The 13,858-nt window shown below is 34.3% G+C and carries 12 protein-coding genes; 11 read left to right on the top strand and 1 reads right to left on the bottom strand.

Annotation, left to right across the window (positions count from 1 at the left end; genetic code table 11):
• The first annotated feature begins 1 nt into the window (after position 1).
• The 9 genes from BJG89_RS09295 (at position 2) to BJG89_RS09255 (ending at position 10,253) form a co-directional block, all read left to right on the top strand.
• Positions 2-916, top strand: coding sequence for an aspartate carbamoyltransferase catalytic subunit (locus BJG89_RS09295; protein WP_096810324.1), 915 nt, complete (start codon positions 2-4; stop codon positions 914-916).
• Entirely contained in the window at positions 900-2,174 is a 1,275-nt protein-coding gene (locus BJG89_RS09290) for a dihydroorotase (protein ID WP_096810323.1), read from the top strand. The genes BJG89_RS09295 and BJG89_RS09290 overlap by 17 nt, the downstream gene beginning before the upstream one ends.
• A complete protein-coding gene (locus BJG89_RS09285) occupies positions 2,174-3,274 on the top strand; it encodes a carbamoyl phosphate synthase small subunit (RefSeq protein WP_096810322.1) in 1,101 nt (366 codons plus the stop codon). Before BJG89_RS09290 ends, BJG89_RS09285 begins: the two co-directional genes overlap by 1 nt.
• Positions 3,267-6,440, top strand: coding sequence for a carbamoyl-phosphate synthase large subunit (carB, locus tag BJG89_RS09280; protein WP_096810321.1), 3,174 nt, complete (start codon positions 3,267-3,269; stop codon positions 6,438-6,440). Before BJG89_RS09285 ends, carB begins: the two co-directional genes overlap by 8 nt.
• A 101-nt stretch (positions 6,441-6,541) precedes the next feature.
• Positions 6,542-7,246, top strand: a complete 705-nt coding sequence (pyrF, locus tag BJG89_RS09275) for an orotidine-5'-phosphate decarboxylase (RefSeq protein WP_096810320.1) — start codon at positions 6,542-6,544, stop codon at positions 7,244-7,246.
• The gene (pyrE, locus tag BJG89_RS09270; RefSeq protein ID WP_096810319.1) at positions 7,239-7,850 is read left to right on the top strand and encodes an orotate phosphoribosyltransferase; all 612 of its coding nucleotides are present in this window, start codon (positions 7,239-7,241) and stop codon (positions 7,848-7,850) included. Before pyrF ends, pyrE begins: the two co-directional genes overlap by 8 nt.
• A 22-nt stretch (positions 7,851-7,872) precedes the next feature.
• The gene (locus BJG89_RS09265) at positions 7,873-8,058 is read left to right on the top strand and encodes a hypothetical protein (RefSeq protein WP_096810318.1); all 186 of its coding nucleotides are present in this window, start codon (positions 7,873-7,875) and stop codon (positions 8,056-8,058) included.
• 811 nt (positions 8,059-8,869) lie between these two features.
• Positions 8,870-9,724 carry a YitT family protein gene (locus tag BJG89_RS09260; RefSeq protein WP_096810317.1) on the top strand — a complete coding sequence of 285 codons (855 nt, stop codon included), beginning with the start codon at positions 8,870-8,872 and terminating at the stop codon, positions 9,722-9,724.
• A 121-nt stretch (positions 9,725-9,845) separates the two neighbouring features.
• The gene (locus tag BJG89_RS09255) at positions 9,846-10,253 is read left to right on the top strand and encodes a VOC family protein (protein ID WP_096810316.1); all 408 of its coding nucleotides are present in this window, start codon (positions 9,846-9,848) and stop codon (positions 10,251-10,253) included.
• 541 nt (positions 10,254-10,794) lie between these two features.
• Here BJG89_RS09255 and BJG89_RS09250 read toward each other — a convergent pair.
• On the bottom strand, positions 10,795-12,495 hold the full coding sequence (locus BJG89_RS09250; protein ID WP_096810315.1) for an Rqc2 family fibronectin-binding protein: 1,701 nt from the start codon (positions 12,493-12,495) through the stop codon (positions 10,795-10,797).
• Between the two features lie 159 nt (positions 12,496-12,654).
• Here BJG89_RS09250 and gmk point away from each other — a divergent pair, with 159 nt between their 5' ends.
• Positions 12,655-13,278, top strand: a complete 624-nt coding sequence (gene gmk, locus BJG89_RS09245) for a guanylate kinase (RefSeq protein ID WP_096810313.1) — start codon at positions 12,655-12,657, stop codon at positions 13,276-13,278.
• The gene (gene rpoZ, locus BJG89_RS09240; RefSeq protein WP_096810311.1) at positions 13,278-13,478 is read left to right on the top strand and encodes a DNA-directed RNA polymerase subunit omega; all 201 of its coding nucleotides are present in this window, start codon (positions 13,278-13,280) and stop codon (positions 13,476-13,478) included. Before gmk ends, rpoZ begins: the two co-directional genes overlap by 1 nt.
• Positions 13,479-13,858 lie beyond the last annotated feature (380 nt).

Genomic DNA, 13,858 nt, shown 5'->3' with positions numbered 1-13,858 from the left:
AATGGATAATTTACTATCAATGGAACATCTAACTACAAATGAGATTTATGAACTAATAGAAATCGCGAGCGGTATTAAAAGTGGTAACTTTAAGCCACATAGATATGAAGATAAGTTCGTAGCAAATTTATTTTTCGAAAATTCAACACGAACAAAAAGTAGTTTCTTAGTAGCAGAACAAAAATTAGGATTGAAGTTAATTGATTTTGAGACGAGCACTTCTTCTGTTCAAAAAGGTGAAAGTTTATATGATACATGTAAAACGCTAGAACAGGTCGGTGCAGATGTTCTTGTAATTAGACATTCAAATACCACATACTATAATGAATTAAATTCACTGAACTTGCCGATTATCAATGCAGGTGATGGGAGTGGCCAACACCCAACACAAAGTTTATTAGATCTCATGACAATTTACGAAGAATATAAAACTTTTAAAGGTTTAAATGTATTGATATGCGGAGACATTAAAAATTCTCGTGTAGCAAGAAGTAATTATCAAAGCTTGACTGCGCTTGGTGCAAATGTAATGTTCTCAAGCCCTGAAACATGGAGAGACGAAACTTTAGAAGCACCATATGTAGATATTGATCAAAAAATTGAAGATATAGACATTGTCATGTTGTTAAGAGTGCAACATGAAAGACATGATGATGGTGAGGTAGCTGATTTTGAAAACCAAAACTACCATCAAAATTACGGATTGACTAAGCAACGCTATAATCGCTTAAAATCCTCAGCCATCGTCATGCACCCTGCACCTGTCAATCGCGGTGTAGAAATTGACGATTGCTTGGTTGAAGCAGATAAGTCACGTATATTTAAACAAATGGAAAACGGTATGTACACGCGTATGGCTGTTATTGAATACATTTTACAAGCGAAAGGGGCAAAATTAAATGAAATTGCTAACTAATACAAAAATACTACAAGAGGGTGAACTTAAATCAGCCTCTATATTAATTGAAGGTAAATACATCAAGAAAATTGCACCACAAATTGAGGTAGACAATAATATCGAAATCATTGATGTACATGGACAATTTGTATCCCCTGGCCTGGTTGATGTACACGTTCATTTAAGAGAGCCAGGCGGAGAACATAAAGAAACCATTGTTACCGGTACTAAAGCAGCAGCAAGAGGGGGTTTTACTACTATATGCCCAATGCCTAACACACGTCCTGTACCTGATTCTGTAGAGAATTTAGAACATTTAAATCAATTAATTGAAAAAAATGCACAGGTAAGAGTCTTGCCTTACAGTGCTATTACTGTAAGACAAGCTGGCGAATCACATGTTGATTTTAAAGCGTTAGCAGATCAAAATACGTTCGCATTTACAGATGATGGAGTAGGTGTACAACAAGCTAATATGATGTATGAAGCAATGCAACAAGCAGCTAAAGTGAATAAGGCGGTTGTTGCACATTGTGAAGATAACAGCTTGATATATGGCGGCGCTATGCATGAAGGAGAGCGAAGTAAAGCATTGGGTATACCTGGTATTCCTAATATATGTGAAGCAGTACAAATTGCGAGAGATGTATTATTAGCAGAAGCAGCTGGCGCGCATTACCATGTGTGTCATGTATCAACTAAAGAAAGTGTCAGAACGATTAGGGATGCTAAAAAAGCAGGTATTCATGTTACTGCTGAAGTTACACCACACCATTTATTACTAACAGAAGATGATGTGCCAGGAGACGATGCAATTTATAAAATGAATCCACCATTAAGAAGCCAAGAAGACAAAGCAGCGTTAATTGAAGGGTTATTAGATGGAACAATAGATTGTATTGCGACAGACCACGCACCACATGCAGAAGCAGAAAAAGCACAACCAATGACTAAAGCACCATTTGGTATCGTAGGTAGCGAAACTGCATTTCCATTATTATATACACATTTTGTGAAAAATGGTAATTGGTCATTACAACAACTTGTTGACTATTTAACAATTAAACCATCCAAGACGTTTGGTTTACCATATGGCACTTTAGAAGAAGGTGGTTTAGCTGACCTCACTGTCATTAATTTAGATGAAGAAAGAGAAATTAAAGCAGAAGACTTCGCTTCTAAAGGCAAAAACACACCTTTTATAGGTGAGAAAGTATATGGAACTCCTATATTAACAATAGTAGAAGGGGAAGTTAAATTTAAGGAGGAAAAGTAATGTTGCAAAAACGCTATTTAGTTCTAGAAGACGGTTCATATTATGAAGGTTACGCATTAGGGTCAAATAAATTAACAAAAGGTGAGATTGTGTTTAATACAGCTATGACAGGCTATCAAGAAACAATTTCAGATCCTTCCTATACTGGACAAATTATTACATTCACGTACCCTTTAATAGGAAATTATGGTATTAATAGAGATGATTTTGAATCATTAATACCAACATTAAACGGTGTAGTCGTTAAAGAAGCATGTGATTATCCAAGTCATTTTCGTAAGCAAAAAACATTAAACGATGTATTAATAGAATATGAAATACCCGGAATTTCAGGTGTAGATACGCGTAGTATTACCCGTAAAATTAGAAACTATGGCGTTTTAAAAGCAACGTTTACTGATAATAAGGAAGATATACAAAGGCTGACAGAGGATTTGAAAGTGATAGAATTACCAAGAGACGAAGTGAAAGCAGTCTCTACTAAAACGCCATATGTATCAACTGGTTATGATTTGAGCGTTGTGCTTGTAGATTTTGGAAAGAAACAAAACATTGTTAGAGAGCTTAATTCACGAGGTTGCAATGTGATAGTTGTACCTTATAATACAACAGCCGAAGAAATCATTAGAATGTCGCCGGATGGCATTATGTTATCTAACGGACCAGGGAACCCTGAAGCAATAGAGGTGGCAATTGAAATGCTGAAAGGCATTTTAGGAAAAATGCCTTTCTTCGGCATCTGCTTAGGTCACCAAATATTTGCACTTTCTCAGGGAGCGAGCGCTTTTAAAATGAAATTTGGACATAGAGGGGCCAATCACCCAGTCAAAGATTTAAAGAGTGGCAAAGTGGCATTAACGAGCCAAAATCATGGCTATGCAATCGATAAAGATTCATTGGTAAACACAGAGTTAGAGATAACACATATTGCAATTAATGATGGCACTATTGAAGGTTTGAAACATAAATCGTTGCCGGCATTTTCAGTACAATATCATCCCGAAGCCGCGCCAGGACCGACCGATTCCAATTATTTGTTTGATGAGTTTATTGAAATGATGCATCATTTTAAAACGAAGGAGTTTTTGACAAATGCCTAAACGTAACGATATAAAGACAATTTTAGTTATTGGATCAGGGCCTATTATCATCGGTCAAGCAGCAGAATTTGACTACGCAGGTACGCAAGCTTGTTTAGCATTACGCGAGGAAGGTTATCGTGTTATCTTAGTGAACTCAAATCCAGCTACAATTATGACAGACAATGAAATTGCGGACAAAGTTTATATTGAGCCATTAACGCATGATTTTATCACACGTATTATTCGTAAAGAACAGCCAGACGCGTTACTACCTACACTAGGGGGACAAACTGGGCTCAATATGGCTATAGAATTACATGAGAGTGGTGTTTTAGAAGACAACCATGTTCAATTATTAGGTACTAAATTAGAGTCCATTCAACAAGCAGAAGATAGAGAATTATTTAGAAACTTGATGAATGATTTGGATGTGCCTGTACCAGAAAGTGATATTGTCAATACATTAGCGCAAGCATTCCAATTTAAAGAAGCAGTAGGTTACCCGTTAATTGTTAGACCTGCGTTTACTATGGGGGGCACAGGCGGAGGTATTTGTTATAACGATGAAGAATTTAAAGAAGTCGTTTCAAATGGCTTACATTATAGCCCTGCGACACAATGTTTAATTGAAAAATCTATTGCTGGTTTCAAAGAAATTGAATATGAAGTGATGCGTGACAAAAATGGTAATGCAATGGTTGTATGTAATATGGAAAATATCGATCCGGTGGGTATACATACTGGTGATTCAATCGTGGTCGCACCAAGCCAAACGCTGTCAGATGTTGAATACCAAATGTTGCGAGATGTCTCATTAAAAGTAATACGTGCTTTAGGCATTGAAGGTGGTTGTAATGTACAACTGGCATTAGATCCACACTCGATGAAGTATTACATCATAGAAGTGAACCCGCGTGTTTCCCGTTCATCAGCTTTAGCTTCTAAAGCGACAGGTTATCCCATTGCTAAGCTAGCTGCAAAAATTGCTGTTGGTTTATCATTAGATGAAATGTTAAACCCTATTACCAAAACATCATATGCAGCATTTGAACCTGCGTTAGATTATGTTGTTACTAAAATTCCACGTTTTCCATTTGATAAATTTGAAAAGGGCGAGCGTGTTTTAGGGACGCAAATGAAAGCAACTGGTGAAGTGATGGCCATTGGTAGAACGTATGAAGAATCATTATTAAAAGCGATTCGTTCGCTAGAATACGGTGTCCATCACTTAGGTTTGCCCAATGGTGCATCTTATGATTTAGAATATATCAAATCACGTATTAAAGACCAAGATGATGAACGGCTATTCTTTATAGGCGAAGCGATACGTCGTGGCACAACATTAGAAGAGATACATGAATTGACTAAGATTGATTATTTCTTTTTAAATAAGTTTTTACACATTATCCAAATCGAACACGGTTTAAAAGCGCATAAAGGCGATGTTGACTACTTAGCATTTGCTAAGCGTTATGGATTTAGTGATCGCGTCATCGCACACCGTTTTGATATGACAGAACCAGAAGTTTATGAATTAAGAAAACAATATAGCATAACCCCTGTCTATAAAATGGTAGATACGTGCGCAGCAGAATTTGAGTCAGCGACACCTTATTATTATGGTACGTATGAAACAGAAAATGAATCTATAATAACTGACAAAGAGAAAATATTAGTTTTAGGTTCAGGACCAATCAGAATTGGCCAAGGTGTTGAATTTGATTATGCAACGGTACATGCTGTATGGGCGATTCAACAAGCTGGTTATGAAGCAATTATCGTCAATAATAACCCTGAAACTGTATCTACAGATTTTTCCATTTCAGATAAATTGTACTTCGAACCTTTAACAGAAGAAGACGTAATGAATATTATTGATTTAGAACAACCTAAAGGGGTAGTCGTTCAATTTGGCGGTCAAACAGCAATCAATTTAGCAGATAAACTTGCAAAACATCAAGTTAACATCCTTGGGACATCATTAGAAGATTTAAACAGAGCTGAAGACCGTAAAGAATTTGAAGCATTGTTGCATACAATTGGTGTACCACAACCGAATGGTAAGACAACAACATCGCCTGGAGAAGCACTGGAAAATGCGAGACACATTGGTTATCCAGTGGTGGTTAGACCATCTTATGTATTAGGTGGGCGCGCGATGGAAATCGTGAATAGTGATACAGAATTAGAAAACTATATGAATCAAGCAGTTAAAGCCAGTCCAGATCATCCCGTATTAGTAGATCGGTACCTCACAGGAAAAGAAATCGAAGTAGACGCTATATCAGATGGCGAGACAGTGATTATCCCTGGCATAATGGAACATATAGAGCGAGCTGGTGTACATTCAGGTGATTCGATAGCAGTTTACCCACCTCAATCGTTGACACAAGCAGAAATCACAACATTGGAAGACTTTACGATTCGATTAGCTAAAGGATTAAATATTGTTGGGTTAATTAATATTCAATTTGTTATTGCACATGATGGTGTATATGTCTTAGAAGTTAATCCACGTGCGAGTCGTACAGTACCATTTTTAAGTAAAATTACAAATATACAAATGGCGCAGTTGGCTATGAAAGCAATTATAGGTACAAACTTAGCTTCGCTTGGTTATAAAGAAGGTATCCAACCCTATGCTGAAGGTGTCTTTGTTAAAGTGCCGGTATTTAGCTTTAATAAATTGAAAAATGTTGATGTCACATTAGGGCCTGAAATGAAGTCAACTGGAGAAGTAATGGGCAAAGACCAAACTATGGAAAAAGCGTTATATAAAGGGCTAACAGCAAGCGGTATGGAAGTTAAAGATTGTGGTACTGTATTGATGACTGTCAGTGATAAAGATAAAAACGAAATTGTAAATGTTGCTGCTCGTTTGAAAGAAGTTGGTTACAACGTATTAGCCACAGAAGGTACAGCTAAAACATTACAAGATTATCATATTAACGCTGAAACTGTTGGTAAAATCGGTGGAGAGAATGATTTGTTAACTCAAATTCAAAATAACAATGTACAAATTGTGATTAATACCATGACAAAAGGTAAAGCGGTTGAGCGCGATGGTTTCCAAATCAGACGTGCTTCAGTAGAAAATGGTGTGCCTTGTTTAACATCACTAGACACAGCAGAAGCTTTGACCAGTGTAATAGAAAGTATGACTTTTACAATGAAAAATATGTAAATAAATCATTTATAAGCTAAGGGCTCGAGCGTTGATATTATTAATATCTTAAACTCGGCTTTGGCACATGATATAAAAAAAGGAAGTGCGAGGCGTTAGATATGCAAAATAATTTACCTATCATTGCTTTAGATTTTGATTCTATAGAAACGGTTGAACAGTTTTTAGATCAATTTGATGAACCTTTATTCGTTAAAGTAGGCATGGAACTATTTTATCAAACTGGACCTTCCTTAATAGCATCTATTAAGGAACGGGGGCATCGCATTTTTCTAGATTTAAAATTACATGATATTCCCAATACAGTAAGTAAAGCAATGGAAGGTTTAAGTAAATTAGATGTTGATTTGGTCAATGTGCATGCAGCAGGTGGTTCAGAAATGATGAAACGTGCTTTAGAAGGCATTAGAAAATATAATCAACATACGAAAATTGTGGCTGTCACACAATTAACATCCACTACCGAAGCCATGTTGAACAATGAACAAAATATTCAAAGTACAATAGATGAAGCGGTACTTAATTATGCCAATTTGGCTAAGTCAGCGGGTCTAGATGGCGTTGTATGCTCGCCACTTGAAGCTGAATTGTTAACGCGTGAATTAGGAGATGATTTCTTAAAAGTCACACCAGGCATTAGGCCAGAAAATGCTACATCAGATGACCAACACAGAATCACTACACCAGAAAAAGCGAGTGCCTTAGGTTCTACCCATATTGTTGTCGGACGTCCAATTACTAAGAGTCAAACGCCGGTGACGAGTTACCAAAATATTAAAGAAAGTTGGTTTAAATCACATGACTAAAACAATTGCAAAATCATTATTAGACATAGAGGCAGTATCATTGTCTCCTAACAATCCATTTACGTGGAGTTCAGGTATTAAATCGCCTATTTATTGTGATAATCGAGTGACGTTAGGTTATCCAACTGTACGCCGACATATTAGAGATGGTTTGCGTGATTTAATTGAGTCTCATTTTGAAAATGTAGATATTGTATCTGGTACAGCAACAGCTGGTATACCGCATGCAGCTTATGTATCTGAAGTAATGGACTTACCAATGAACTATGTTAGATCAAAAAGTAAAAGTCACGGAAAACAAAATCAAATCGAAGGCGCAATAAGTCACGATAAAAATGTGGTAGTTGTAGAAGATCTAATTTCAACCGGTGGATCTTCAATCACTGCAGTGGATGCTTTAAAAGCTGCAGGCGCAAATGTATTGGGCGTCGTGGCGATTTTTACATATGGTTTAAAAAAAGCTGAAACCTTATTTGAACAAGTCAATATACCATTTTATACTTTAAGCGATTATAATGAACTTATTGAAGTAGCTAGGGAAAATGGAGAAATTTCTGAAAATGATATTAGTACATTAGTTGATTGGAGAGATAACTTGTCATAATATATTAAATGGAGGGGATGTTATGACAGAAGACCCAAATGTAGCATATAATCATTTTGCGCATTTAAATAAGTTTCTTAAAAAATCAGAAGATTATAGACATCAATCAACTTCAGAAGATGAAAATAAAGGGTTATTAAATACTACTGAATCAGATATTTATAAAAAATCAAAATCAAACATTAAGCAAAAAGGTCATATCAAATAGTATGATTACCTTGTGATTGCGTGTAATTAAACTTGAAATGACGATATATGTTTTTATCCTATGGAAGGCTGGGCAGTAATGGCCCATGCTCAAAATAGAACTGAGGCCGGGGCATAATTATGCCTCGGCCTCAAACATCATATAGGTGTCTGTAATGAAAAGTTTTATAACAAGCATTTAAAATCACTATACCTTCTAGAAATTAATTCTCGACGAGGGGTTATGATAGCGTATCGTGCAATTGAGTAGAAAATGCAACTTGTGGGTGACATAATCTAACTCATTTTTAAATGAATGGTTCAGTAGTGTCAAAATTAAGCAAGCGCAATAAAGAAATCAAAATTTAATTAAAACGTCTCTATTATTTTTTTAATCATATATAAACCTTGTTAACTTTTTTGGTTGATGCGTTTGAAAAGTTTTCAAAAAATAAAAAATGCAATATGCTATAGTTAATACATCAACGAATCATAATTTTTATAATAATAAAACCGATAATCAAAACTAAAGCTGCAATAAGAAGCGGAATAATATAAAAAGACATGAAATACCTCCAATGTTATTTATATTTATTTTAACTATAATTGTTTAAAAGTAAAATAATTTGTTGTTATAAGCATGATATGCAATTGCTGTGCAATGTGTCTTATTGAAAGTAAATCTAAAATACAATATCACTTGGTTGATTGAAATAAACACGAATAATAAAAAATAAATGAGTTTGTGAAGTGGGTGTAGGAAAATGATATTTAATTTTTATATTTCTAACCTGCTTCCTTTATTTTATATTTTTTATGTAAGGGGAAATGATATGAGATTAGCAAAACAATTATTTAAAGATCATACTAAAAATGTGATTATCTGTTTGATTGGTGCTTTCATTAGTGCGATTGCAGTTAATTCGTTTATATTAGAATCTAATTTAGGTGACGGTGGCACGGTGGGTATAGCGTTAGCGCTTAAATATGCTTTTGGCTTTTCACCAGCAATTTCTTCTTTGATTATTAACACATTAGTTATTATTATCGGATGGCGGTTTTTAAGTACTAGAACAGCTGTTTATACCTTTATTGCGAATACGGCTATCTCTATCTTTTTAGATTTAACGGAAAATTTTAAGACAGGTATTGATAATTTTGTCATAAATGCTTCGTTTGGCGGGGTATTAGTAGGTGTAGGCATCGGTTTAGTCATTGCGGCTGGTGGTGTCATAGGTGGTACATCTGTAATTGCTAAAATGTTGAATAAATATTTTGATATCAAAACATCACAAGGTATTTTTGTCTTAGATGGATTAGTCGTTTTATCATTTTTATTTGTATTACCATTAGAGAATGTATTATTTACCATTATTATGATTTTTATAACAGAACGTGCAACTTCCTTTATCATTGAAGGATTTAACCCTAAAAAGGCAGTTACTGTCATTTCAAGTAAAAATGAAATAATCAGTGATAAAATCAATCGTTTTACTGGTAGAGGGTCAACATTGTTAAGAGGTAAAGGCGGTTACGGTAAAAATGAAACGAGTATGCTCTACGTCGTTGTGCCACAATCTCAAGTGACTAGAGTTAAAAAACTAATCAATGAAGAAGATGAAAATGCATTTTTAGTTATTCATGATGTGAGAGATGTTTTAGGTAATGGATTTATGAATTTATCTTAATTAAAAGTAAACCTATAGTTATTTAAATTTGATATGTTATTGAATTTTAAAATTGCATTAGTTCGATTTTTGAGTGAATTTGTTTTATTCTATAATTAAGATGTTTTAAGGAGGCAAGTACATGGTAGTTCCAAAAATAACGACGTTTCTAATGTTTAATGGTCAAGCAGAAGAAGCAATTAATTTATATATAGAAGCGTTTGAAGATGCCGAAATATTAGCAATGGTAAAATATGATGAAAATGATGAGGAACCGACTGGGGCAGTGCAACACGCTATTTTTCGATTAAAAGATCAAGTCTTTATGGCAATTGATAACATGAATGGTGTTGATATTGATATGAATCCAGCAATGTCATTATACGTTACAGTAGATAGCCCATTAGAAATGGAACGGTTATTTAGTAAGTTAAAAAGTGGTGGCGCAATTCTAATGCCCAGAACCGAGATGCCGCCATTTAGAGAATTTACATGGATTATAGATAAATACGGTGTGAATTTTCAACTTGCATTACCCGATAAAAAGTAACGTAAAGTAAACAGAGGTTGAGGTGTGAATTCCACGATAGCGCCCCTAAAAAATTTCAAAATTAAGCAATTTTTTAGGGGCTCATATTATATTGATATTTTGTATTGCTTTATCCCGTTGCCGCTATTCTGTCCAGATCCTGTAGATTCAAGGTACATGCTATCCCTGCAGGTGTGTTGCAACCAAAATACTTGGTTTGACTAATGTACTGAATGTAAAGAAAATAATGTGTTAAGGCCTTGGAAAAGTTTAAAAAAGTAAAGAAAACGTCAATTTCTATTGAAATGATAGAAATTGACGTTTGTTTTTATCCAGAGATAGGTTTGTCTCGGTTTCTTTTTGTCGTTGTTAATTTTAAGCATTAGAACTAACTACTCACTATAGAAAGATATGAATATAAATAACAGTTAAACCTTAAATATAACAGAGGGGGGTGAAGGAACGGTTTCAAAAAATCCCAATGTTTGTTTGTGTAGTCAACTTTTATCAACTAGGTTAAATAACGCTTTATAAAAAATAGAAGTTCGCCATACGTTCATTATCATGATTTAATTTTCATTTTTTGAATATGGTCGTAATCGGGAGTCGCGTAAAGCGTTTTTTGATTGTCGTAAGTAACAAATCCTGGCTTAGCCCCAGAAGGTTTATGAACGTGTCTGATTTGAGTATAGTCTACTGGTATTTGGCCTGAATCACCTGCTTTTGAAAAGTAACCGGATAACATTGCCGCTTCTTTAATCGAGTTTTCACTCGGGTTATCGTTCAAGATAACTACATGAGATCCAGGGATATCTTTAGTGTGAAACCAGAGATGGTTTTTACTTGCTTTTTTATTAGTTAAATAATCATTTTGCTTATTGTTTTTACCGACAAGAATAGTATCTCCATCTGTAGATATATATGTTTGTAGCTGGATTGTCGGTTTCTTTTTCTTCTTATTTTGTTTATGTTGTTTCATATAACCTTGTTCAGCAAGTTCTTCTCTTATATCCTCAATATCATCAACTGAAATATGAGTAAGTTGTTGTTCTATATTTTCAAAATAAGTGATATTCTCTTTGGTTAAATCAATTTGACGTGCCAATTCGTGTTCTCTTGTTTTTAGTTTATTGTATTTTTTATAATAATTTTGAGCGTTTGTCGCTGGGGATTTTGTTGTATCTAATGGAATTGTAACTTCTTCACCATTATAATAATTGATTGTTGTTAAAAATTTATCACCTTGTTTGATTCTATAAATATTAGCAGTGATTAATTCCCCAAAAAGTTGTTGCATTTCTTTATCTTTGGTGCCTTCTTGCTCATCGATTAATTTGCTTAATTTGTTTTGGTACTTATGCAATTGTTGTTGTACAAATTTAACCAAGTCGTTGGCACGTTGTTTGACACGTTCTCTTTCGCCTCTAGCATCATAATATCTGTCTAATAAATCATGTAAAGATTCATATATTACAACATCGTCATAAAACTGTTCTAAGTTCATAAAATAGAAATCTTCTTTTCCTGTCTCATGATTTTTATGAAAAACAGGTGTAGGTGTTTCTTTCGTTTCACCCATCACACTATCAAATGCTTCTGGTAAGGTTTCTGTTGTCATAAATTGTCTGCGATTAACCATTTCATTCGTTATTAAAGGACTGAAACCTTCAAAATGATTGAGTAATTGTTTTGCTATTTTGCCGCTGTTAAAATCTATATATTTTAAAACTTCAGCACCCGTTGTATCATAAGGGTTCATTTTATTCTGAGTCGGCGGAGCATCATATTGGAAACCAGGCATTACTGTACGGTATTGGTTTGTATTAGGTGTTAAGTGTTTAAACCCTTCAATAATCTTCCGCTGTTCGTCTACTAAAATTAAATTACTATGTTTACCCATAATTTCTAAAATAATGGTACGGTGAATCGTATCACCAATTTCATCTTTACTCTGAACATCTAGTTCTACGCGTCTATCATTACCAATTTGTCTAATTGCTTTAATAAAACCACCTTCTAAATGTTTACGAAAAACACGTGCAAACATTGGTGGTTCAAAAGGATTATCATATTTTTTATTTGTGAGATGCATTCTAGCAAAACTAGGATGGATAGAGAGTAGAAGTTGATGATTTTGACGATTTTGACGCACTACAATAATAATCGTATCGTTTTCTGGTTGATTGATTTTGTGGATTCTTCCGTCAACGAGAAATTGTAGAGATTCTATCATTTTTCGTGTAAATAAACCATCGTATGCCATTACTATCAGCCACCTTATTTTTAATCATTCAACATATTGTAACATGATGAAATGATTTGGTCATGAACAAAGATTGTATGAACGTATGCTATACAATTAAACGTTCCTTATGGTATCATAGTCTAATAATAGAAGAATAGCTTAGAGAGGTAGTAAGTCATGGATAATGAGAAAGGTTTGTTGATTGTACTTTCTGGACCTTCTGGAGTAGGTAAAGGGACAGTTAGAAAGAAAATATTTGATGACCCAACCACATCATATAAATATTCTATCTCGATGACGACACGTGGTATACGTGAAGGCGAAGTCGATGGTATAGATTACTTTTTCAAAACAAAAGCAGAGTTTGAAGAATTAATTAAACAAGACCAATTTATAGAATATGCAGAATATGTGGGTAATTACTATGGGACGCCGGTGCAATACGTAAAGGATACTATGGATCAAGGGCATGACGTGTTTTTAGAAATTGAAGTAGAGGGTGCCAAACAAGTGCGCAAAAAATTCCCTGACGCATTATTTATTTTTCTAGCTCCGCCAAGTTTAGACCATTTACGTGAACGCTTAGTAGGGCGTGGCACAGAGTCAGATGAAAAAATTCAAAGCCGTGTACTCGAAGCACGTAAAGAAGTTGAAATGATGAACTTATATGATTATGTTGTGGTTAATGACGAAGTAGAATTAGCTAAACAACGTATTCAATCCATTGTCGAAGCTGAGCATTTGAAAAGAGAACGTATTGAAGCAAAATATAGAAAAATGATATTGGAGGCAAAAAAATAATGTTATATCCACCATTAAATGATTTAACATCTAAAATTACATCAAAATATTTAATTGCAACTACAGCTGCAAAACGTGCGCGTGAATTAGACGAACATCCAAGTAGTGCATTACTAAATAGATATAGTTCTAAAAAAGCAGTAGGCAAAGCCTTAGAAGAAATTGCTGGCGGCGAAGTTTATCCTGAAAAAACAAAATAAAATATTCTAAGCAAATGATCAATAAAAAATTGAAATTTTGAAAAGTACACCGAGTAAACTATGTGTATCTTAAAGTCTCACTAAAAATCTGGCTTTAAGGTTCAGCACATCATTGAGGTGTGCTTTTTTAATTTGTATATTAATTTGTGTATAATAAACAGTAATCATATTTTTACTCAATACGAGTACCTCATTCTTTAAATAGAATGATTTATATATTTGTTAGAGAAACTATAAATCATATTGATAAAAGCTTAGTTATCCTAGCTATAATAAATTAATACCAAATATTTATTTAGATAGGTTGATGATTGAATATATTTAATTGTTCGAAATCATTTTAAGATAGTGATGGGAAGACATAAATTATTTGGAGGAGA

Origin of the sequence: Staphylococcus nepalensis, from assembly GCF_002442935.1 — a bacterium.
In the GTDB taxonomy this organism is placed as follows: Bacteria; Bacillota; Bacilli; order Staphylococcales; family Staphylococcaceae; genus Staphylococcus; species Staphylococcus nepalensis.
Note: the sequence above shows the minus strand (reverse complement) of the source record. Positions and strands in the feature narration are given on the sequence as shown.